The 20,959-nt window shown below is 69.1% G+C and carries 20 protein-coding genes and 2 pseudogenes; 6 read left to right on the top strand and 16 right to left on the bottom strand.

What is annotated here, in order from left to right; all coding sequences use genetic code 11:
- The 4 genes and pseudogenes from M878_RS48815 to rsmI all read right to left on the bottom strand — a co-directional run.
- Window positions 1–232 (bottom strand): annotated as a pseudogene (locus M878_RS48815) (resuscitation-promoting factor); the annotation flags it as partial.
- Window positions 233–368: 136 nt separating this feature from the next.
- Complete coding sequence (locus M878_RS74575) at window positions 369–1,265, bottom strand: TatD family hydrolase (protein WP_023549912.1); 897 nt, start codon at window positions 1,263–1,265, stop codon at window positions 369–371.
- 47 nt (window positions 1,266–1,312) lie between these two features.
- Window positions 1,313–1,723, bottom strand: a complete 411-nt coding sequence (locus M878_RS74570; RefSeq protein WP_023549911.1) for a hypothetical protein — start codon at window positions 1,721–1,723, stop codon at window positions 1,313–1,315.
- A 380-nt stretch (window positions 1,724–2,103) separates the two neighbouring features.
- A complete protein-coding gene (gene rsmI, locus M878_RS74565) occupies window positions 2,104–2,952 on the bottom strand; it encodes a 16S rRNA (cytidine(1402)-2'-O)-methyltransferase (RefSeq protein ID WP_023549910.1) in 849 nt (282 codons plus the stop codon).
- Window positions 2,953–3,096: 144 nt separating this feature from the next.
- Between rsmI and M878_RS74560 the strand changes: the two genes are divergently transcribed.
- Window positions 3,097–4,845 (top strand): dolichyl-phosphate-mannose--protein mannosyltransferase, encoded by a 1,749-nt coding sequence (locus M878_RS74560; RefSeq protein WP_023549909.1) that lies wholly within the window; start codon window positions 3,097–3,099, stop codon window positions 4,843–4,845.
- Window positions 4,846–4,892: 47 nt separating this feature from the next.
- Here the strand turns inward: M878_RS74560 and M878_RS74555 are convergent, their stop codons facing one another.
- The 5 genes and pseudogenes from M878_RS74555 to M878_RS74540 all read right to left on the bottom strand — a co-directional run bounded on the left by M878_RS74555 (window position 4,893) and on the right by M878_RS74540 (window position 8,768).
- Complete coding sequence (locus M878_RS74555; RefSeq protein ID WP_158692774.1) at window positions 4,893–5,519, bottom strand: peptidase inhibitor family I36 protein; 627 nt, start codon at window positions 5,517–5,519, stop codon at window positions 4,893–4,895.
- Complete coding sequence (locus M878_RS94765; RefSeq protein WP_023549907.1) at window positions 5,516–5,743, bottom strand: hypothetical protein; 228 nt, start codon at window positions 5,741–5,743, stop codon at window positions 5,516–5,518. The genes M878_RS74555 and M878_RS94765 overlap by 4 nt, the downstream gene beginning before the upstream one ends.
- A 195-nt stretch (window positions 5,744–5,938) precedes the next feature.
- The gene (locus tag M878_RS74550; RefSeq protein WP_051430297.1) at window positions 5,939–6,673 is read right to left on the bottom strand and encodes a hypothetical protein; all 735 of its coding nucleotides are present in this window, start codon (window positions 6,671–6,673) and stop codon (window positions 5,939–5,941) included.
- A 41-nt stretch (window positions 6,674–6,714) separates the two neighbouring features.
- Window positions 6,715–7,200, bottom strand: a complete 486-nt coding sequence (locus M878_RS74545) for a hypothetical protein (protein WP_023549905.1) — start codon at window positions 7,198–7,200, stop codon at window positions 6,715–6,717.
- A 6-nt stretch (window positions 7,201–7,206) separates the two neighbouring features.
- Window positions 7,207–8,768 (bottom strand): annotated as a pseudogene (locus M878_RS74540) (glycoside hydrolase domain-containing protein).
- Window positions 8,769–9,361: 593 nt separating this feature from the next.
- On the opposite strand from M878_RS74540, the gene M878_RS74535 reads away from it, so the two are divergent.
- Window positions 9,362–11,032, top strand: a complete 1,671-nt coding sequence (locus M878_RS74535) for a penicillin-binding transpeptidase domain-containing protein (RefSeq protein WP_023549902.1) — start codon at window positions 9,362–9,364, stop codon at window positions 11,030–11,032.
- Here the strand turns inward: M878_RS74535 and M878_RS74530 are convergent, their stop codons facing one another.
- A complete protein-coding gene (locus M878_RS74530) occupies window positions 11,033–11,371 on the bottom strand; it encodes an SsgA family sporulation/cell division regulator (RefSeq protein ID WP_023549901.1) in 339 nt (112 codons plus the stop codon).
- 257 nt (window positions 11,372–11,628) lie between these two features.
- Between M878_RS74530 and M878_RS74525 the strand changes: the two genes are divergently transcribed.
- The 3 genes from M878_RS74525 (at window position 11,629) to M878_RS74515 (ending at window position 13,969) form a co-directional block, all read left to right on the top strand.
- Entirely contained in the window at window positions 11,629–12,093 is a 465-nt protein-coding gene (locus M878_RS74525) for a MarR family winged helix-turn-helix transcriptional regulator (protein ID WP_023549900.1), read from the top strand.
- A gap of 152 nt (window positions 12,094–12,245) precedes the next feature.
- Window positions 12,246–12,692 (top strand): organic hydroperoxide resistance protein, encoded by a 447-nt coding sequence (locus M878_RS74520; RefSeq protein ID WP_023549899.1) that lies wholly within the window; start codon window positions 12,246–12,248, stop codon window positions 12,690–12,692.
- Between the two features lie 83 nt (window positions 12,693–12,775).
- Window positions 12,776–13,969, top strand: a complete 1,194-nt coding sequence (locus tag M878_RS74515) for a serine hydrolase domain-containing protein (protein ID WP_023549898.1) — start codon at window positions 12,776–12,778, stop codon at window positions 13,967–13,969.
- A 58-nt stretch (window positions 13,970–14,027) separates the two neighbouring features.
- On the opposite strand, the gene M878_RS74510 is transcribed toward M878_RS74515, so the two are convergent.
- From M878_RS74510 to M878_RS74500, 3 genes are all read right to left on the bottom strand, one after another.
- A complete protein-coding gene (locus tag M878_RS74510; protein WP_031225708.1) occupies window positions 14,028–14,303 on the bottom strand; it encodes a DUF1876 domain-containing protein in 276 nt (91 codons plus the stop codon).
- Between the two features lie 95 nt (window positions 14,304–14,398).
- Window positions 14,399–15,274 carry an NAD(P)-dependent oxidoreductase gene (locus tag M878_RS74505; RefSeq protein ID WP_023549896.1) on the bottom strand — a complete coding sequence of 292 codons (876 nt, stop codon included), beginning with the start codon at window positions 15,272–15,274 and terminating at the stop codon, window positions 14,399–14,401.
- A 65-nt stretch (window positions 15,275–15,339) separates the two neighbouring features.
- On the bottom strand, window positions 15,340–16,185 hold the full coding sequence (locus M878_RS74500; protein WP_023549895.1) for a DMT family transporter: 846 nt from the start codon (window positions 16,183–16,185) through the stop codon (window positions 15,340–15,342).
- A gap of 242 nt (window positions 16,186–16,427) precedes the next feature.
- Between M878_RS74500 and M878_RS74495 the strand changes: the two genes are divergently transcribed.
- Window positions 16,428–17,525, top strand: a complete 1,098-nt coding sequence (locus tag M878_RS74495; protein ID WP_023549894.1) for a PP2C family protein-serine/threonine phosphatase — start codon at window positions 16,428–16,430, stop codon at window positions 17,523–17,525.
- Here the strand turns inward: M878_RS74495 and M878_RS74490 are convergent.
- The 3 genes from M878_RS74490 to M878_RS74480 form a co-directional block, all read right to left on the bottom strand.
- Window positions 17,509–17,691, bottom strand: a complete 183-nt coding sequence (locus M878_RS74490; RefSeq protein WP_023549893.1) for a DUF397 domain-containing protein — start codon at window positions 17,689–17,691, stop codon at window positions 17,509–17,511. The genes M878_RS74495 and M878_RS74490 overlap by 17 nt on opposite strands.
- The gene (locus M878_RS74485; protein WP_425347909.1) at window positions 17,688–18,533 is read right to left on the bottom strand and encodes a helix-turn-helix domain-containing protein; all 846 of its coding nucleotides are present in this window, start codon (window positions 18,531–18,533) and stop codon (window positions 17,688–17,690) included. The genes M878_RS74490 and M878_RS74485 overlap by 4 nt, the downstream gene beginning before the upstream one ends.
- A 152-nt stretch (window positions 18,534–18,685) precedes the next feature.
- Window positions 18,686–20,890 (bottom strand): MMPL family transporter, encoded by a 2,205-nt coding sequence (locus tag M878_RS74480; RefSeq protein ID WP_023549891.1) that lies wholly within the window; start codon window positions 20,888–20,890, stop codon window positions 18,686–18,688.
- Between the last annotated feature and the right edge of the window lie 69 nt (window positions 20,891–20,959).

The following is a 20,959-nucleotide window of genomic DNA, read 5'->3' as shown; positions in this document are numbered from 1 at the left end:
CGGCCTGCCGGGGCAGCACCGGCTCGGCGACGAAGTAGGCCTGCGCCTCGTAGGCGGGCCGGTAGGTGTCCTCGTACGGCCCGTGCGGCAGGGTCTCCGCGGTGTGCACGGAGGCTTCGGAGCCGTATGACTGGAACGGCTCATACGACTCGTACGACATGTACGGCCCGTATGGCGCATACGACTGGTACGGCTCTTGTGCCTCGAACGTCTCGTACTGCGACTTGCTCACGCCGACACGCTCCAGAGGTGCCAGAGGGGTCTGGATCGGGCCCCCAGAACTTAGCGGAGCGATGGTGACTCTCCAAAGCGACGCGACTACGTACTGTTGCCCGTCGAGTGTGCGCGCCCAGTACTCGAACAGGGGCTCAGTAGCCGAAGGCGCGGGCGGTGTTGGCGGCGAGGGCCGTGGCCAGCGGGTCCTCGTCGATGCCGCGCACGGCGGCCATCGCACGGACCGTGACCGGGACGAGGTAGGGCGCGTTGGGCCGGCCACGGTACGGCGCCGGGGTCAGGAAGGGCGCGTCGGTCTCCACGAGCACCAGCTCCAGCGGGGCGACGGCGAGGGCGTCCCGCAGATTCTGGGCGTTCTTGAAGGTGACGTTGCCCGCGAAGGACATGAAGTAGCCCTCGCGTGCGCAGATCTCCGCCATCTCGGCGTCGCCGGAGTAGCAGTGGAAGACGGTGCGCTCGGGGGCGCCCTCCTCCTTCAGGACGCGCAGGACGTCGGCGTGCGCGTCGCGGTCGTGGATGACGAGCGCCTTGCCGTGCCGCTTGGCGATCTCTATGTGGGCGCGGAAGGACCGTTCCTGGGCGGCTTTGCCCTCCGGGCCGGTGCGGAAGTAGTCCAGCCCTGTCTCGCCGACGCCCTTCACCTGGGGCAGTGCGGCGAGCCGGTCGATCTCGGCGAGGGCCTCGTCCAGCGCGGCGTCACCGCCCGGCTCCCGGGCGCCCTGCCGCGACCAGCCGTCGGGATCGCCGTGGACGATGCGCGGGGCCTCATTGGGGTGGAGGGCGACGGCGGCGTGGACACCGTCGTACGCGGCCGCGGTCTCGGCGGCCCACCGGGAGCCCTTGATGTCGCAGCCGACCTGGACGACCGTCGTCACCCCGACCGACGCGGCCTTCGCGAGGCCTTCCTCGACCGTGCCGGACTGCATGTCCAGGTGGGTGTGCGAGTCGGCGACCGGAACCCGCAGCGGCGGCGGAAGCGGCGGTGCGGCGTTCTTGTCGCCCTTGGTGCTCTGGCCGGCGTTCGAAGACATGCCCCGATCCTACGAAAGGGGCATGCCCTCGGCGGACCGCGATCCGCTCAGCCGGCCTTGCGGTAGAACGCGTGCAGGAGATCGGACAGGTGCCAGTGGTGCGGCTCCTTGGCCTGCGCCGGCTGCACCGGCACCTGCGGCGCCTCGACCGGTCCCGCCTGCGGCACACTGTGGTGCCGATGCGCGTCACCGCGCACCGACGAGACCTGCCCCGCGCGCATGATCCGCACGACATGGCCGTCGCAGTTGTGGCAGCTGGGCCGGCTCAGCGGCGACGGCACGACCCGGCCGTCGGCCACGTACAGCACGAACTCCTGCCCGTCGGCGTCCGTGTGGTGCTCTATCTCGTACGACTGCTCCCAGCCGTGCCCGCACCTCATGCAGGCGAAGGAATACGACTCGTGCACAACGGCTGTAGGCGTGCCACGGAGGCCGGTCTGCCCTGCGATCTCACTCATGCCAGCTCCTCTTGTCCGCTGGACAAGCACCCCGCATGGGATTCCCCCCGGAATCCCTGGGGCGAGGGACGGGTGCGTCCCTTCAATCAGTGGACGCCTTCACCAGCGCGAACGCAGCAGAGCTGTCGAGTGTTGGAAGCGATTTGAGCCTTCCTTGCCGAAAAGCCCCCGGCGAGCCCTCCTCCCCTTTGCCATCGGCGACAGCCCTTTGCCCTCCCATGGCCCACCCGCTCACAAGAGAACACCCCTGCTCAGAGGGCCTGTCAGTGCGGGCCGGCGGCAGTACCCGAAGGGGCGCGGGGAACGGCGCGACAAGCCACGACCGAGCCGCACCCCGCAACGGAACCGCACCCCCGCGGCGCTACCCGAACAAACCCCCGTCACTCACCGGCACGCTTCGCTGCAACCACGGCGTCAAAGACCACCCGCTTCGGAACCCCCGCCTCCACCGCCACCGCCGCGATCGCCTCCTTACGCCGCTCCCCGGCCTCCTCCCGCACCCGCACCCGGCGCACCAGTTCCTCCGCGTCGAGCTCCTCCGGCCCGGCCTCGGGTGCCCCCTCGACCACGACGGTGATCTCCCCGCGCACGCCCTCCGCGGCCCATCGCGCCAGCTCGGCCAGCGGACCGCGTCGTACCTCCTCGTACGTCTTGGTCAGCTCGCGGCAGACCGCGGCCCGCCGCTCCGCGCCGAAGACCTCGGCCATCGCGGCGAGGGTGTCGTCGAGCCGGTGCGGGGCCTCGAAGTACACGAGCGTGCGCCGCTCGTCCGCGACCTCCCGCAGCCGGGACAGCCGCTCGCCCGCCTTGCGCGGCAGGAAGCCCTCGAAGCAGAACCGGTCGACGGGCAGCCCGGACAGGGCGAGCGCGGTGAGCACGGCGGACGGCCCGGGCACGGCGGTGACCTTGATGTCCTTCTCGACGGCGGCCGCGACCAGCCGGTAGCCCGGGTCGGACACGGACGGCATCCCCGCGTCGGTGACGAGCAGCACGCGCGCGCCGCCGAGCAGCTCCTCGACCAGCTCCGGCGTGCGCGCGGATTCGTTGCCCTCGAAGTACGACACGACGCGGCCCTTGGGCGTGACGCCGAGGGCCTGGGTGAGCCGGCGCAGCCGCCGGGTGTCCTCGGCGGCGACCACGTCGGCGTCGGCCAGCTCCTCGGCCAGCCGGGGCGGCGCGTCCGCGATGTCGCCGATGGGGGTACCTGCGAGGACAAGGGTTCCAGTCACGCCTCCATCCTCGCAGGGACCACTGACAGTCCGGCCGGCGACCGGGGCGGCCGGACGGCCCCGGCGGCCCGGGAAAACGGCCGCATCCCGACCGGTACCGCACATGCACGGGACTCGCACAGGACGGTTCCCTACGATGGCGCGGTGACCAGTACCGCGTCCTCCATGGACCTCCGGCAGGGCCAGGCGCCGCACGACCAGCGGCCGTCGTGGCAGCGGCGGCTGCGCCGATTCGGCTACGTACCGGCCGAGGACGCCCCCTCGGGCGACGTACGCGACCGGCTGGTGCCCCCGTATGCCGAGCCGAGCCCGCGGCTGTGGCAGGCCCTCGGCGTGTCGCCGGTCCTGGCCGAGCGGATCACCCGCTGGTCGGGCTGGGGCGGTCCGCTGCTGGTGACGCTGATGGCGGGCCTGATGCGGTTCTGGAACCTGGGCAGTCCGCGCGCGGTGATATTCGACGAGACGTACTACGCCAAGGACGCCTGGGCGCTCGTCCACCGCGGTTTCGAGGTCAACTGGGACAAGAACGCCAACGACCTGGTGCTGCAGACGCACGGCCATCTCGCGATCCCGACGGACGCGGCGTACGTGGTGCATCCGCCGGTCGGCAAGTACGTCATCGGGCTCGGCGAGCTGATCTTCGGGTTCGACCCGTTCGGCTGGCGGTTCATGACGGCCCTGCTGGGCACGCTGTCCGTGCTGCTGCTGTGCCGGATCGGGCGCCGGATGTTCCGCTCGACGTTCCTCGGCTGCCTCGCGGGCGCGCTGATGGCGGTGGACGGCCTGCACTTCGTGATGAGCCGGACCTCGCTGCTCGACGGCGTGCTGATGTTCTTCGTACTGGCCGCGTTCGGCTGCCTGGTCATCGACCGGGACCGGGCGCGGGAGCGGCTGGCCGCGGCCCTGCCCGCCGACCCCGACGGCCGGGTTCGCCCCCACGCGCACGTGGCCGACACGTTCCGCTTCGGCCTGCGCCCCTGGCGCTGGGCGGCCGGGCTGATGCTGGGCCTGGCCATCGGCACGAAGTGGAACGGCCTGTACATCCTGGCCGCGTTCTGTGTGATGGCGGTGCTGTGGGACGTCGGCACCCGCAAGACGGCCGGCGCCGTGTGCCCGTACGCGGCGGCCCTGAAGTACGACACGGGCCTCGCCTTCCTCGCGACGGTCCCGGTGGCGATCGCCGTCTACCTGGCCTCCTGGACCGGCTGGATCCTCTCCCCCGCGGACGGCACCGGCGGCTACTACCGCAACTGGGCGGCCACCGACGGCAAGGGCGGCAGCTGGACCTTCCTGCCGGACTGGCTGCGCAGTCTGTGGCACTACGAGCACGAGGTCTACAAGTTCCACATCGGGCTCACCCAACCGCACACGTACCAGTCCAACCCGTGGAGCTGGATCGTGCTGGGCCGCCCGGTGTCGTACTTCTACGAGTCGCCGAACCCCGGTGTCGACGGCTGTCCTTCGGACGCCGGCCAGAAGTGCGCCCGTGAGGTGCTGGCGATCGGGACCCCGTTGCTGTGGTGGGCGGCCTGCTTCGCGATCCTGTACGTGCTGTGGCGGTGGGCGTTCCGCCGCGACTGGCGCGCCGGCGCCATCGCGTGCGGGATCGCGGCCGGTTACCTGCCCTGGTTCATGTACCAGGAGCGCACGATCTTCCTCTTCTACGCCGTCGTCTTCCTGCCGTTCTTGTGTCTGGCGGTGGCGATGATGATCGGTGCGATCGTCGGCCCGGCGGGCTCCTCCGACACCCGCCGGGTGGTCGGCGCCTCGTCCGCGGGTGTGCTGGTGCTGCTGATCGCCTGGAACTTCATCTACTTCTGGCCGCTCTACACAGGCACGGCGATCCCGATCGACTCCTGGCGGTCGCGGATGTGGCTGGACACGTGGGTCTAGCTGGGCTGATGCCCCTCTGCATCGCCACGGAGGGGCGGGACCACACGTCAGGATCGCTTGACCTCGAATACGTCGACCTTGTCGTTCCAGTTGCCGCCGCCGGGGTAGTCCATGTTCTTGAAGTTGGCCCAGCCGTGCGGCGGGAGAAGGTCGCGCTGGCGGTCGTGGAGCAGGCCTGAGCGGGAATCCCAGATTTTCGCGTACCCGTAGTCGCCGAGGCTCTTCTTGCCGCTGCTGGAGAACTGGAGTCGTCGGCCCTGGTAGTTGGCGTCCTGGTACAGGCACCAGTAGTCGGCGGCGCAGTTGTCACGCGGGCCAGAAGCCCGGAGCATGGACGCCTTGAGAGATTCCTGCCGGACCTTGGCGGGAAGATCTGGGTCCGCCAGGGACTCCTCGGTCGTGTCGTAGCAGTGAACCTCCCCGTTGGGAAGCTCGGTGCAGACGTTAGCGCCTTCCCAGGACTCGGCGAGGTTGATCTTCCTCCCGTCGTAGTCGGCGATCACCGGATTCACCGGCCCCGTCGACGGCTCTGCCGACGGCGTCGGATCCTGGCTCGCGGTGACCGAAGGCTCCACGCTGGGTTCAGCCGCGAACGCCAGCGGACCAGTCCCCACAAGGACGGCGCCGGCGGAGGCCACGATCACGAGGGCGGAGGCAAGGGTTCTGCGTATCAAGGGTTGTTCTCCACGGTGGTGTCGAAGTGATGCAGTCTGGTCCCGTCAGAGCCATACACGTTCAGCACATAGCCCTGAGCGAGGCTGACACCCTCCCTGGTCAGGAAGGACACCAGCGTCTTGTCGAAGGTGTCGAAACCGCCGCCGTAGCCGGACCTCTTGCGGGTCCACACGGTCAGGACCAGCACACCTTCCCGGTTCTTCGTGTGCGTGAGCCCGTACACGTCGGCGTCTCCGCCAGCCTTTCGGTAGCGCGCCGCAAGGTCGCGGCCTGCACCTGCCGGGGACGCGCTGATGGTGGGCGGGCCGTCGGACGGCCGCGGACTACTCTTCGCCGAGGGCTCCGTACTGCACCCTGTCAGCAGGATGAGCGCGGCCAATACGACTGAGGGAAGCGTTCGTTTCATCACGGCAGCGCGTCAAGCCTGCTGGCGGGCAAGCCGGTCCGCTGCACGCTTACGAGCCGACTGATACGGGTCCGGGCCGGTTCCCGCCCCCTCGCCCGGCGTCTCGTTCCAGCCACGTATCCTGCCCGCGATCTCCGCCAGCCGGACATCTCCGGGCTTGACGTCGATGGAGAACAGGCCCTCGTAGGGGCGGCGGTCGTCACCGCCCCAGCGGACAACGCCTTCGCATTCGGCGAGGATGTCCCGGACCGTATCCTTCTGCACGTCGGTGAAGCCACCCTGCGCGCCGGGCGGGTACCAGGTGGGGCGGATCACGACCGCTGTACCGGAGGCCTGGTTGCTCTCTGGAAGAGCACTGTTGCGTACCTTGCTGGGGTGAGTCCATCCCAGGAGTGCCGGGGCTTCGTTCTTCGTTCCGAGTTCGTCGATCTCGTAGTTGAAGCGGCGGATCACGTGAGTAAGGACGGTTGCTACGTCACCAGCGCGGACCGCCACGGTGAGCGGGCCTGGGGTGCCCGCGATGTCACAGGTCCAGATCGATCCGCCAGCGTCAGTCTCCTTCTCCATCTCCCACCCGTTGGCGGACGGGCGGCCCGTGAGGAGTCGTCGCCGCCGGGCTTCGAGGCTGCGCAGTGCCTCCTTCAGCTCATCGTTCTTCACGGGATCAGGGCCGGGCTGGGATGCGGCCACAGCCGGGATGGACAGGAAGCCGACGGAGGCGAGAGTTGCGGCCGCGGTGACGCCCATCGCCGTGGTGAGGGCGTGTCTGCGGGTCGGTTCGGTGTGACTCAACGGATCAGTCCTTGGCCGATGCGCTGCGCTCGCCGGGACAGCAGGACGGAGATGACTCCGCAGGTCAGGCCGAGCAGCAGCAGGACGAGAATGGTCGGGTTGACGTAGTGCGGAATGAGGATGGAGTAGTCACGGCCGTCCGCTGCCCGGCATACGAGCCGCAGGGGGACGAAGTCGCCGCGCATGCCGACGAGGTGCCGCACGTCCGGAGGGCGAGCCACCTCGCACGCCTGGCCTTCTTTCTCGCGGTCCATGAAAATGACGTGCAGACATCCCCAGAGGTAGAGCGCCAGTGACGCAGCAGCCGTCAGCAGGGACACATCCCGCCAGACAGCCGGTGGAGTGTAGGAACGCAGGTTCCGCGGTGTGAGTCGCGAACACAGGTAGACGATGAGTGCGAGCAGCGCCGCCGCTCCGCAGAGCGCGATGGCGAAGAGCGCTGGGAAGTTGTGCCCCTGCCACGGGTCGGATGCGGTGATCATGGCCGGTCAGGACTCGCGGATGATGCGGTTGTACTTCTCGAAGATCGCGTACAGCGGCATACGCAGCTTCGCGTCAGCCTCGGCCTGGTCGCCGAATCCCTGGTAGCGGCGGAGGATTTGATAGGTCTCGGCGTCGGTGTAGTCGAGTGCGGGGCGACGGATCGGGGTCTCGTCGTGATCACCCTTCTTTCCGTCGGCCGCCCAGATGTGCATGTGTGGGACGGTTCCCACATTGAAGGCGTTGTCCTGGTTGAGCTTCTGCCACATGGACCACCTGTCGGAGTCCTTGGCCGGGTCAAGGATCTTTCCGGAGAGGGTGCCTGAGCGGATGGAGTTGTTACGGGCGAGGATGCCGGTACGGCCCTGGATCTTGGCGATGCCGGTGCTGCTGTCCACGAGCTTCTTGACGCCGGGGAGGTCTTTGGCCCAGTCCGGGATCGCAGCGGTGTGGTAATACACCACGCCGGCGTCTTCCACGACGTCCACCTGGCTGTAGTGGGGGCTCTCGCCGGTACCGACCGTCTTCGTGACGATCTGATCGAAGGACCAGTTGTCCGGTAGCGGGTATCCCAGGTTGCCGGAGAACCCGGACGACATGTCGGACACGAAACTCGCATCGGCATATCCGACGGCGGAGATGCGGGAGCACACGTTGCGCGGGCCGTAGATACCGACCCTGAACTGGGCACCCATCCGGCCCATCTGGTCCTTGATCGACCGGAAATACGGCAGAACATGTGACGTTACCTCGTCATCGACCGCGTCATAGTCGACCGTGAAGTAGATGAGCGTGCCTGGTTTGAAGCCGTGTTCCTCCGCTTTGTAGGAGGCGTTCATGCAGTCCGTCTTGCCTTGCGCCGGGCTGTAGTAGTCGACCGAGCGGGCCCACGTCTGGAAGATCGGGAAACAGCGCAGCCCGTACTTCTTGATCGTCTCCAGCTCTCCCGGCTGGATCTCCTTCTCCGGCAGGGACGTGGTCGACGGGTTGTACAGATATCGGCCTATGTACTTGTAGCCAGCGTCTTTCAAAGCCTGCGCACGAGCAGGAGTGACCTTGGTGACACCGTCGCACGCCGCGCCCTTACGGGACTGATCGCCGTAGGAGACCAGCAGGGAGGCCCAGGTCTGGAAGTCCCCGGCGCCGGAGACGGGGAGCTTGGCGAACGACTGGAAGGCCTCGACGCCGGCCTTCACGTCTGCAGTGAAGAAGTCACGACGGCCTACATAGCGCCCGTTCATCCACTGCTGGATCTCGCGGATGGCCTGTGAGCCGCCGTTCACGGTGACGTAGGCGTCCATGTTCAGCAGCGCCATGAATGCCTTCGGCGTCAAGGCGGCGCCTGGGTATGCCTTGTCGACGCCCATGTCCTGCTTGAGTTTCTTCACGGCAGCCTGGACACGGGAGTTGTACTTCCCGTCGATATCGCCGCCGTCCACTGAAGCGCCCTGGTGAGGCTGTACATCGTGGTCCAGCCGGTCTTGCCGTCTTCCTTGACGGTCATCCCGATGCGGGAACCATAGGCCTTGTTGACGAACTGCTGGGCTTTGAGCACCATCGCATCGGCCATGCGTAAGCGTCCTCTCGTGGCGACGTGACATATGGCGGCAGGCGGAGCAAGCCACGGCAGCACACGTCCAGAGGGCAGTACCTCGGCATGACGATCCCCCGCGGCGACACCATTCCCCGGTCGCCGGCTGACCTGTACGCACGACAGACCGGGTCAAGATCTGCCCATGCGAGAGTAAATACTAGGCACAGATCAACCGATGGACGCAAGGCGGGCTGTGCACGCTCGATACGGGTGATCGATCTCAACTTCGCTGCCGTCAACGGCACGGACCCACAACTCCGTGTGGGCCGGCACGCCGTCCTCGGACCTGTAGAGCTGAGGCTTTGACGCATACAGCTCGGAAGACCCAAGGCCAGGGACGAACTAGCTGCTCAGGACCGTGCGGGGGCAGCGGACAGGGACTTCATCCGGCTGGACACCTGGGTCTGAGCCTGGGTTTCGGCGGGTCGGACCGGCGTGCGATTGTCGCAAGCCTGCTACGGATTCGCCGCGGACATCACCCTCGTAGGTGGGGACTTTAAGGTGAGTGCCGTCGTTGAGGAGTGTGTGGGCTACGGGGAACCTGGGGAAGGCACGGAGGAACTGAGGCTGTGGGCAACAGAAGGCGCGTCGCCGAGCGACGGAAGACCACCAGGCCCGCCGTGGTCGGCGGGATGATCGCCGTGTTCGTCGGCGGCGTCGGGTTCGGTGTCTACGCACTGACCGACGGCGGCGCGGCGGCCGACGAGCGCACGGCCGCCACGTCCGACCACAAGGCTGTCAAGTCCGGTCCGCTCAGCGCCGCCGAGATCCGCACGGCCTCCACCCGTTTCCTCACCGCGTGGCAGCAGGGCAGGATCGACGAGGCAGCCGCCGCCACCGACGATGCCTCCGCCGCCACCACGCTGCTCACCGGGTACACCAAGGACGCCCGCCTGAAGGACGTCACCCTCACGCCCGGCACGCCCGCGGGCGCCAAGGTGCCGTTCACCGTCAAGGCGACGGTGTCGTACCAGAAACTCAGCAAGCCGCTGGCGTACGGCAGTTCACTCACCGTGGTACGGCGGGCGAGTGACGGCAAGCCGCTGGTCAACTGGCACTCCGCTGTCGTCCACCCGGACCTGAAGGACGGCGACACGCTCGTCACCGGCGAGTCCGGCACCCCGCCGATCAAGGCGCTGGACCGCGACGGCGGCGAGCTGACGGCCGCCAAGTACCCCTCTTTGGGCCCGGTGTTGGACGGCCTGCGGGAGAAGTACGGCAAGACGGCGGGCGGCAAGGCCGGCATCGAACTGCGCGTGGTGCGCGGCAAGGCCTCGCAGAAGGCCCAGCTGTCCGACAAGACGCTGGTGGAGCTGAGCCAGGGCACGCCGGGCACGGTGAAGACGACGCTGAACCCGGACCTCCAGGCGGCGGCCGAGCAGCAGGTCGGCAAGCGGCAGCAGGCGTCCGTCGTCGTCGTACGGCCCTCGACCGGCGAGATCCTCGCCGTCGCCAACAGCGGGCACGGCTTCAACGTCGCCTTCCAGGGCTCCCTCGCACCCGGCTCCACGATGAAGATCGTGACGTCGACGATGCTGTTCGAGAAGAAGCTCATCACTCCGGACGCCTCGCACCCGTGTCCCAAGACGTACAAGCTGGCGGGCTGGACGTTCCACAACGACGACAACTCCGAGATCAAGAAGGGCACGTTCAAGCAGAGCTTCGGGGCCTCCTGCAACAACGCCTTCATCGACTTCGCGCCGAAGCTGTCCAACAGTGACCTGACGAACGAGGCCCAGCAGGTCTACGGCCTCGGCATGGACAACTGGTCCATCGGCGTCCCGTCGTTCGACGGCTCCGTCCCGGTAGAGAGCGGCGCGCAGATGGGCGCCTCGCTGATCGGGCAGGGCGGGGTGCGCATGAACCCGCTGAACATGGCGTCGGTGGCGGCGACGGTGGAGTCGGGCGTCTTCCACCAGCCGTACCTGGTGTCCCCGACGGTGGACAACCGCACGCTGGCGAAGGCCGCGCGCACCATGTCGTCCAACACGCAGGCCCAGCTGAAGGATGTCCTGCGGTTCACCGCGGATTACGGCACCGCGGCCAAGGCGATGGCGGGCATGAGCGGGGACTACGGCGCGAAGACGGGCTCCGCGGAGGTCGACGGGCAGAAGAAGCCGAACGGCTGGTTCACCGCCTACAAGGGCGACCTCGCCGCCGCCGGCGTGGTGCAGGCGGGCGGCCACGGCGGCGACACGGCCGGGCCGATCGTGGCGGCCCTGCTGAAGATGGGCGGCTGATCAGCCCCGTACGGGCTCCGCGGTGTAGGTGCGGCGCAGGAATCTGAGCAGCGCCTTCGACTCGAACTGCACCACCTCGACACCGTGGGCGGAGTGGAACTCCACAACCGCCTGGACGCGTCCGCACGGCCACACCCGTACGTCACCGCTCTCGGCCGGTGCCCGCAGTCCGCGTTCCAGCAGTGTGCGCGAGAAGGTCCACTCATGAGTGCCGGGCAGGTCGACCCGGACGGACCGTGGATCGGAGTCGGGGTCGTACCGCAGCAGCACCGGTACGGCCCCCGGGTCCTCCTCGTCCGTGACGATATGGGCGCGCGCGTACTGCTCGACCACAGACATCGGAACGCCCTTTCACGCTGAGTGACATATGCGAAAGCTGTACTTCCGCTTTCTCTCCAATGTCGCACATTTTCCGGTTCACGCCTTCGGGAACGGCTTGTCTTACGGAACGGATGCACGACTGGCTGGTTCTTGCAACTAGTTCGCAACAAAGCCCTGACTCGTCCTCGACGAGCCGTCCTCATGGTCACCCGCGACCTCCCCTGCGCACCGGAGCCGCCGTTCGGCCTCGATCCGAAGTCCGTGACAATGGGCGCGTGACGAACGAGGACCGGGCCGTCGAGGGGTCGCTGCTGCTGGACGACCAGCTGTGCTTCGCGCTGTACGCCGCCCAGCGCGCCGTGACCGCCGCATACCGTCCGCTTCTGGACGACCTCGGGCTCACCTACCCGCAGTACCTCGTGCTGCTGGTGCTGTGGGAGCGCGGCGAGACCAGCGTGAAGGAACTGGCGCGCGCCCTGCGCCTGGACTACGGGACCGTCTCGCCGTTGCTCAAGCGGCTGGAGGGGGCGGGGCTGGTGCGCCGGGAGCGCGCGGCCGACGACGAGCGCTCGGTGCTCGTTACGTGCACGGGGCACGGGGAGGAACTCAGGGAGCGCGCGGCGCGCGTGCCCGGCGCGCTGCTCGCGACGACCGGCTTCGGCGCGCAGGAGGTCGCGCGGTTGCGCGTGGAGTTGTGGAAGCTCACCGAGCGCGCCGACGCGGCGGCCAACCTGCCCTGATCGCGCGAGCCCCACGGCGCTGAACGCCGGTACCCACAGCCCCGATCTCCCGTTACCCACGGTTGCCACCCCCGGGTGCCGCCCACTGACCTACCAGCCAGTACCTTGTGCACGATGTACTTGTGCGCCACTTTTCCCGGGGGAGGCCGGCCATGACCGCGGACACCGCTGTCGACACCCGTCCGACGAAGATCATGTACGTCGCCGAAGCCACCGCACATGGCGGCCGCGACGGCTATGTCACCAGCCAGGACGGCCAGATCGAGCTGAAGGTCGCAATGCCCCCGGAGCTGGGCGGCGACGGCAACGGCACCAACCCGGAACAGCTCTTCGCAGCCGGCTACAGCTCCTGCTTCCACAACGCGCTGATCCTGGTCGGCAACCGCGAGGGCTACGACCTGACCGGTTCCACGGTCGCCGCCAAGGTCGGCATCGGCCCGAACCGGCAGCGCGGCTACGGCCTCGCGGTCGCCCTCAGCGTCTCCCTGCCGGTCCTCGACCCGAACGTGGCGGCGCGGCTGGTGGACGCGGCGCACGACGTCTGCCCGTACTCCAACGCAACGCGCGGCAACATCGACGTAACGATCCTGCTGGGCTGATCCCACCGAGGAATCCCAGGCGCGCGGCCCGCGTTCCACCCACTGTCGCAGGCGATGGGACAGCGAGAGAAAGGTCGGCGGGCGTGGACGTGAACGGCACAGTGGCCGAGGGCTTCGAGCCGGTCGAGGAGGCGTTCGCAGCGAACTTCGCGCTGCTCGGGGAACGTGGCGCCGCCGTCGCCGTGTACCGCGACGGGCACAAGGTCGTCGACCTGTGGGCCGGCACGAAGGACGTCGACGGTGACCGGATAGCCGGTAAGCCCGGTACGCACGGTGCGGCCCCTTGGGAGACCGGGACCGCGCAGATCGTGCGCTCCGCGACCAAGGGCGTCGCCGCCGCCGCGCTCCTGCTGCTGCACCAGCGCGGCGAACTGGACCTGGACGCCCCGGTCGGCGCGTACTGGCCGGAGTACAAAGCGGCCGGCAAGGAGCACACCCTCGTCCGGCAACTGCTCGCCCACCGCGCGGGCGTGCCCGTGCTGGACCGCCCGCTGACCCCCGCCGAGGCCGCCGACCCCGACCTGGGCGCCGCAGCCGTCGCCGCACAGGCGCCGGTGTGGGAGCCGGGCACGGACCACGGCTACCACGCCCAGACCTACAGCTGGCTCACCGGCGAACTGATCCGGCGGATCACCGGTCGCCCGGTCGGCGAGTGGATCGCGGAGGAGATCGCCGGCCCCGTCGGCGCGGACCTGTGGCTCGGCCTGCCCGAGTCGGAGCACGCGCGCGTGGGTCGCGTCGGCCCGGTCGAGGCGCCCGAGGCGGCGGGCGGTCTGAAGACGCGCCCCAAGCGCGCGGTGGCCGAGGCCTACGCCGACCCGGACTCGCTGACCCGGCGCGCGTTCGGCGCGATCACCCCGCTCCCCGACGAGAACGACCCCGCCTACCGCGCGGCCGCCCTGCCCGCCTCCAACGGGATCGCCACCGCCGACGGGCTGGCCCGCTTCTACGCCTCGCTCATCGGCGAAGTCGACGGCGGCACCCGGCTGTTCACCCCGGAGACGATGGAGCTGGCCCGCGCCGAGCAGTCCGCCGGGCCGGACCGGGTCCTGGTCGTCGGCACCCGGTTCGGCCTCGGCTACATGCTGCACGGCGCCGCGGCCCCGCTGTTCTCCCCGGGCTCCTTCGGCCACCCGGGCAGGGGTGGCGCCCTCGCCTTCGCCGACCCGGAGACCGGCATCGCCTTCGGCTATGTCACCAACGGCTTCCGGAAGAGCGTGACGGCGGACCCGAGGGCGCAGGCGCTGGTACGGGCACTGCGCACGGCGCTCGCGTAGGACTGCGCGCCCGAGAGCGCGCTCCCGGGCGCACCCCGCGATGTCACGCGTTGCGATGTCACACGTTGATCGGGTGCGAAATCCTTCCGGACGCGTCGTCGATCTCGCCGTGGGCCTTGCTCAGCAGTTCCATGGCCAGTTCGTTGAGGGCACGCGCGCCGGCGATCTCCTCGCCGACCCGGGGCTGGTTCGTGTCGATGCGGTGCCGGTTGGCGTGGCCGTGCGCCCGTACCTCGGTGCCGTCGGGCAAGCGCAACAGGGCCGCCGCATCCGTGTGCTGATCGTCCTCCTGGAACTCCAGCTCGACATGCCATCCGACAGCGGTGTGCATCATGACGATCACCTCCGAAAGCCGCTGCTTCCAGGGTGCGCCCCGGCGCGCGGAACGTCACGTGGAGGCCTGGTGCAGTCCTGTCGCTCACCCGGCTGCTAGTCGAAGCTGGCGAAGTAGGCCGCGGCCATGTCCTCGTCGGCATGCCCCTGAGCGGCGGCCCGGGCGAATCGCTCGGCCGCCGCCTCGGCGACATCGAGCCGTACGCCGCCCCGCTCACCGGCCTGGACGATGAGCCGCGCGTCCTTCTCGGCGGTGGCCACGGCGAACGACGCCGGGGTCAGCTTCTCATCGAGCACCAGAGCGGACTTGGCCCGCAGGTACCCCATGTCGAGCGGCCCACCGTCGATGAGGTCGAAGAAGCTCCGCGGGTCGACGCCGAGGCCCTTCGAGAGGGCCAGCACCTCACCGGTCGCCGCGGTGACGGCGAGCACCCAGCTGTTGGCCACCAGCTTCAGCCGGCTGGCGCTGCCCGCGGCCCCGTCCTCGCCGGTCCACACGGTCTTGGCGCCGACGGCGTCGAAGACGGGCGTGACCGTCTCCCGGCCCTCCTCGGGCCCGGCGGCCAGCACGGTCAGCTGACCGGCCTCGGCGGGCTGGCGGGTACCGAGGACCGGGGCGTCGTAGAACACCAGGCCGTGCTCGCGGGCGAAAGCGGCCAGGTCGGCGACCAGCTCGATCCCGGCGGTGGTGCACTGCGCCCACACGGCGCCCGGATGCAGCGCCGGAGCTGCCTCGCGCATCACGTCCAGGACGGTGTTGCCGTCGTAGAGCATGGTCAGCACGGCATCGGCGCCCTCGACGGCCTCGGCGGGCGTGCCGGTGACCCGGATCCCGTCCGCGGCCAGCGGCTCGGCCTTGTCACGGGTACGGTTCCAGGCCCGGACGCCGAGCCCGGCACGGGCGAGATTGCGCGCCATCGCGGCGCCCATGATGCCGGTGCCCAGGACGCTGACGGTCGGTTTGTCGGTCATTACGGCTCCCTCGTACGGTTCGTCGTGGCCCAACGGTGTCCCCGCGGTGTCCCCACGTCATCCTGCTACCCCGCGTGCAGCATCAGTCCGATCCCCACGACCAGCAGTCCCGCCGCCGCTATCCGGGGCGCCCCGAAGTTCTCCTTGAAGAACAAGGCGCCGATGGCGGCGCCGACGATGATCGAGGACTCGCGCAGGGCGGCGACGGGGGCGAGAGCGGCGCGCGTCTGGGCCCAGAGGACGAGGGCGTAGGCGGCGACGGAGAGGAAGGCGCCGAGGAAGCCGAGGGCGGCGTACGGCCGCAGCAGCCGGACCGTGTCGCCCCGCACGCGCGCGTACATGTACGCCGGGACGACGGCTCCCTGAACGGCCATCAGCCAGGCGATGTAGCCGAGCGACGACTGGGAGGCGCGTACGCCCAGGCCGTCGAGCACCGTGTACGCGGCGATCGTCAGCCCGGTCGCCAGGGCGGCACCGATCGCGGCCCAGTTGGGCCGGTGGCCGCGCAGCCCCCACAGGCTGACGCCACTGAGCCCGAGGCACGACACGGCGATGCCGGCCGCCGACCACGCCCCGGGTACCTCGTGCGCGAACACCGCCGCCAGCACGGTCACCACGAGCGGCGCGCTCCCGCGCGCGATCGGATAGGCCTGCCCGAAGTCGCCCAGCCGGAACGAGGTCATGAGCAGTGCGTAGTAGGCGACGTGCACGGCCGCGGAGGCGAAGAGGTACGGCCAGGCCGCTGCCGCCGGAAACGCCACGAACGGCACCAGCGCGAGCCCGATGAGCAGACCGCCGCCGGAGATCAGCGTGAACCCGACCAGCTTGTCGGTGATCTTGTGGGCGATGGCGTTCCAGCTGGCGTGCGTGACCGCGGCGAGCAGCACCGCAGCGGTGACCAGCGGCGTCACAGCGAGCCGTCGGGGTGGGCTCCGGACTCTTCGGCGTCGGTGGCGGCTGTGGCGGCTGTCGTCGTCATGCGGGGCACGGTAGCGGTCGATGTACTGCGCACGCGACTGATTGCCATGCCCGCGCTGGGCAACACGCACCCATACGGCCGCTGCACGATTGGCACGCGTCATCGGGCCTGAGGATGCTTGAGCGTGTGCTGTACGGCGCGACAGCGACGCGCGACAGAGACGGGAGCGGGCGCATGAGGGCAGAGAGCGGGAGGCGCGCCACCGTCGGAGGCTGGTTTCTGCGCCACCTTCAGCTGCTGCCCGTCGTCCTGCTCGTCGGAGGCGCCCTCTTCGACTACAACACCGCTCCGCATGTCAGTGGGGAGGCCTTCTACACAGCCGCGCCGATGGCAGCCGCCGCGCTGCTGTCGCTTCGCGCGACGGTGCTGGCGGGCATCGGTGCCTGTGGCACCGACGTCGCGCTGCTCACCCACTTCGGCCTCCTGGGGGATTCCGGTGGGCAGAGCGAGCTGGCGGCGGTCGTGACCGTCTCGGCCCTCGCCGTCGTCGTCAACCGTCTCATGCACTACAGCAACCTGCGTCTGGAGTCCGCACGCAGAATCGCCCTGGCCGTCCAGCGCGCCGTGCTGCCGCAGCTGCCGTCCTCGATGGGCCCCCTGCGGATCGCCGTGCGCTACCAGGCGGCCGTGCAGGACGCGCAGATCGGTGGCGACCTGTACAGCGCCCAGGCCACCCCGTACGGCGTGCGCTGTCTGGTCGGGGATGTACGGGGCAAGGGCCTGGACGCGGTCCAGGCGGTGGACGTGACCATGGGGGTGTTCCGGGAGGCCGCCGAAGAGGAACCCACGCTCGTCGCGATCACGGCCAGGCTGGAGCGGGCGCTGCTACGGGAAAGAGAGCGGCGGACGGGACCCGAGCACGCCGAGGGGTTCGTCACCGGCGTTCTTGTCGAGATCCCGCCCTGCGGCGATGAACTGCGGCTGGTCAACCGCGGCCACCCGGCGCCCCTGCTCCTGCACGCCGGCCAGGTGCGCAGCGCGGAACCGTCCGAACCGGCCCTCCCTCTGGGACTGGCGGAGCTGAGCGCCGACCCGGACCGGACCGACACGGTGCCCTTCCCCCCAGGAGCGACTCTCCTGCTGTATACCGACGGTCTGACCGAGGCGCGCAACCGCGCCGGGGACTTCTACGACCCCGCAGCCGGGCTGACCGGACGCGACTTCGCCGGACCGGACGCGCTGCTCGACACCCTTCTCACCGAGGTGAGCCGCCACACCGGCGGGCGCATCACCGATGACTTGGCACTGCTCGCGGTCACCCGAGACGGGTGAGGAACTCGGCCCAAGCGGCCGGGGTGACCTTCAGCTGCGCGGTGTCGGGGGTTTTGGAGTCGCGGATGTGGATGGTGGTGGGGGTGGTGGCTACTTCGACGCAGTCGTCGCCTTCGCTGCTGCTGCTGTAGCTGCTCTTGAACCAGTGCAGTTCCGTGGCGCTCATAGTCTCCCCAGCGCTTGCTCAATGAAGGCGTGCGACTCCCTCGGTGAGAGAGCCTCGGCTCGGATGATCCCATACCGCAGTTCGAGGATCCGGAGCTGCCTGAGGTCCGAGACCGGGCGGCCGTTGAACGCCCCTTCGGAGCGACCTACAGCGGTACCGTCCTCGAACTTCAGCAACTCGACCAAGCCGCTCATTCCGGGGTGCCCTTCGTGGCGGGTCGGCATGACCTGGACCTCGACGTTGGGCAACTTGCACAGCTCCAAAAGGTGTTCAAGCTGTCGACGTAGCACCATTTTCCCGCCGATGGGCCGTTCGAGCGTCACCTGTTCCTGGACAAAGCTGAGGTCAGGAGCGGGCGAACGCTCGAAGATCGAATGTCGCGCCACGCGTGCCGCAACCATCTGCTCCAACTCGTCCTGCGCATACGCCGGTCGGCGCACCTTCAACAACGCCCGCGTGTACTCCGGTGTCTGGAGCAACCCATGGATGTTGTGGTTGCTGTACAGCAGCAGCTCGACGGCTCGGCCCTCCATCTCCGCCAGCTTCCGCACCTTCTTCGGATACCGGGCCTTCCTCATGTCCTCCATGAACGCCCGCAGATGCCCCTGCGCCTTGAGAACCGTGTCCGCCTTGTCCAGGAACTCCGGCCGGGGAATCCGCTGCCCGCGCTCGATCTTGCGGATCAGGTCCTCGCCGTAGCCCATGACCTCGGCCAGGTCGACCACGCTCACCCCGGCCGCCTCTCGGCAGACCTTGTGCAGGCGCCCCACCGCCTGCACCATCGGCTCGATCTCGTCGCCGGGTTCGACGTCCCAACCCGCCTCGTCCACGCCCTCGTTCACGCTCACGCACCTCCAACGCGCACCTGTACCCGTACAACGCCCGAGACAGCCAGGACAGCCGAGACAGAACCGGGACAGAAAAGGCCGGTGAGAGTGCAAGCCCCGTCCCCACGGGCACTCTCACCGGCCGGTCCGCTACCGGAAGTGGTACGTCAGGCGCGTACCAGCTCCCTCTCCTCGTCCGGATCAGCGTTCTTCTGGAGGCCCTCGCCCTCGACGTCCACGTTGGGCAGCGCCCGGTCGAGCCACTTCGGCAGCCACCAGGCCCGCTTGCCGAGCAGCGCGAGCACCGCCGGGACGATGGCCATGCGGACGATGAACGCGTCGAAGAAGACGGCGATCGCGAGGCCGAAGCCGATCATCTTGACCATCGCCTCGGTGGAGCCGATGAAGCCGGAGAAGACGGCGATCATGATGACGGCGGCGGCCGTGACGACCCGTGCGCCGTGCTTGAAGCCGGTCACGATGGCCTGGCTGGGCTTCTCGCCGTGGACGAACGCCTCCCGCATCCGGGTCACGAGGAACACCTCGTAGTCCATCGCGAGACCGAAGACGACACCCACCATGAAGATCGGCATCATCGACATGACCGGGCCGGTCTGCTCGACGTTTATCAGGCCGGACAGCCAGCCCCACTGGAAGACCGCGACCACGGCGCCGAGGGCCGCGAGCACGCTGAGCAGGAAGCCGAGGGCCGCCTTCAGCGGGACGAGGATCGAGCGGAAGACCACGATCAGCAGCAGGAACGCGAGACCCACCACCAGCGCCAGATAGGGCAGCAGCGCGTCGTTCAGCTTCTGCGAGACGTCGATGTTCATCGCCGTCGAACCGGTGACCAGGACCTTGGAGTCCGTCTCCTGCGCGATGTCCGCGCCCTTGTCACGGATGGTGTGCACCAGGTCCTCGGTCGTCCGCGAGGACGGCTTGGACTTGGGTACGACCGTGATCGTCGCGGTGTCGCCGGCCTTGTTGGCCATGGCCGGGGTGACCGTGACGACGTCCTTCAGGCCCTTGATCTCGTCGCCGACCTTGGTGAAGGCGGCCTTGGGGTCATGGCTGTCCTTGGCGTCGACCACGACCATCAGCGGGCCGTTGAAGCCAGGCCCGAAGCCCTCGGAGAGCAGGTCGTAGGCACGGCGCTGGGTGGTGGAGGTGGGCTGGGAGCCGTCGTCGGGCAGGCCCAGTTCCAGGGAGGCGGCCGGGATCGCCGCCGCGCCGAGGCCGAGCACACCGAGCAGCAGAACGGCGACCGGGCGGCGTACGACGAAACTCGCCCAGCGGGTGCCCATGTTGGGCCGGCCCGGCTTCTTCGGAGTGCGGCCGCCGCCGAGCAGCTTGCTCTTCTCACCCGTCGGCTTGATCTTGCGGCCCGCGTAGCCGAGCAGCGCCGGGATCATCGTCAGCGCGATGAGGACGGCGATGGCGACGGTGCCGGCCGCCGCGATGCCCATCTTGGTGAGCATCGGGATGTTGACGACCGAAAGCCCGACCAGGGCGATGACGACGGTGAGGCCGGCGAAGACCACCGCCGAACCCGCCGTACCGACCGCCCGTCCGGCCGCTTCCTCGCGCTCGCGGCCCTCGGCCAGTTCGGCGCGGTAGCGGGAGACGATGAAGAGGGCGTAGTCGATGCCGACGGCCAGGCCGATCATCGACGCGAGGGTGGAGGTGGTGGAGCCGAGGTCCAGGGCGCTGGCCAGCGCCGTGATCGTGGAGACGCCGATGCCGACGCCGATGAGCGCGGTGAGCAGCGGGAATCCGGCCGCGAGCAGCGAGCCGAAGGTGATGACGAGGACAACGGCGGCGATGCCGATGCCGATGACCTCACTGGAGCCGGTCTTCGGGGTCGCGTTCAGCGCGTCACCGCCGACCTCGACGGTCAGCCCGGCGTCCCGCGCGTGCTGTGCGGCCTCCTTCAGGGCGTCCCGGGAGGAGTCCTTCAGCTCCATGCCGGAGACCTTGTACTTCACCGAGGCGTAGGCGATCGTGCCGTTCTTGCTGACGGCGTGCCCGGCGTAGGGGTCGGCGACGGAGGCGACCTCGGAGCCGCTGCCCAGCTCCTTGACGGTCTTCTCGACGGCCGCCTTGTTGAGTTGGTCGGTCATCTTCTCGCCGCTCGGCGCCTTGAAGACGACGCGCGCGGTGGCGCCGTCGGCGCTCATCCCGGGGAAGCGCTGTTCCAGCAGGTCGAAGGCCTTCTGCGCCTCGGTGCCGGGGATCGAGAAGGAGGTGTTGCCGGCGGCCGGCGCGGAGGCGGCGCCCACCCCGGCGAGGGTGAGCAGCGCGATCCATATGAGGGCGACGAAATGCCGTCGCCGGAAGGCGAGACGGCCGAGTTTGTAGAGCATCGTGGCCACGGAGACGTACTCCCGGTCAGGTCGTGGGGTTCATCAGGGCAGGGGTGATCAGCCCGACGACGTGAGCGG

The organism is Streptomyces roseochromogenus subsp. oscitans DS 12.976 (assembly GCF_000497445.1).
GTDB classification, from domain to species: Bacteria; Actinomycetota; Actinomycetes; order Streptomycetales; family Streptomycetaceae; genus Streptomyces; species Streptomyces oscitans.
This window is presented reverse-complemented; position numbering and strand designations above follow the sequence as displayed.

What these genes read in the sequence shown, in the direction of transcription:
- M878_RS74495 (WP_023549894.1), top strand. Translation starts at nt 16,428, where the DNA reads ATGAGGGCAGAGAGCGGGAGGCGCGCCACCGTCGGAGGCTGGTTTCTG.
- M878_RS74545 (WP_023549905.1), bottom strand. Translation starts at nt 7,200, where the DNA reads ATGATCACCGCATCCGACCCGTGGCAGGGGCACAACTTCCCAGCGCTC.
- M878_RS74520 (WP_023549899.1), top strand. Translation starts at nt 12,246, where the DNA reads ATGACCGCGGACACCGCTGTCGACACCCGTCCGACGAAGATCATGTAC.
- M878_RS74490 (WP_023549893.1), bottom strand. Translation starts at nt 17,691, where the DNA reads ATGAGCGCCACGGAACTGCACTGGTTCAAGAGCAGCTACAGCAGCAGC.
- M878_RS74550 (WP_051430297.1), bottom strand. Translation starts at nt 6,673, where the DNA reads ATGGGCGTCACCGCGGCCGCAACTCTCGCCTCCGTCGGCTTCCTGTCC.
- M878_RS74530 (WP_023549901.1), bottom strand. Translation starts at nt 11,371, where the DNA reads ATGTCTGTGGTCGAGCAGTACGCGCGCGCCCATATCGTCACGGACGAG.
- M878_RS74510 (WP_031225708.1), bottom strand. Translation starts at nt 14,303, where the DNA reads ATGATGCACACCGCTGTCGGATGGCATGTCGAGCTGGAGTTCCAGGAG.
- M878_RS74570 (WP_023549911.1), bottom strand. Translation starts at nt 1,723, where the DNA reads ATGAGTGAGATCGCAGGGCAGACCGGCCTCCGTGGCACGCCTACAGCC.
- M878_RS74575 (WP_023549912.1), bottom strand. Translation starts at nt 1,265, where the DNA reads ATGTCTTCGAACGCCGGCCAGAGCACCAAGGGCGACAAGAACGCCGCA.
- M878_RS74505 (WP_023549896.1), bottom strand. Translation starts at nt 15,274, where the DNA reads ATGACCGACAAACCGACCGTCAGCGTCCTGGGCACCGGCATCATGGGC.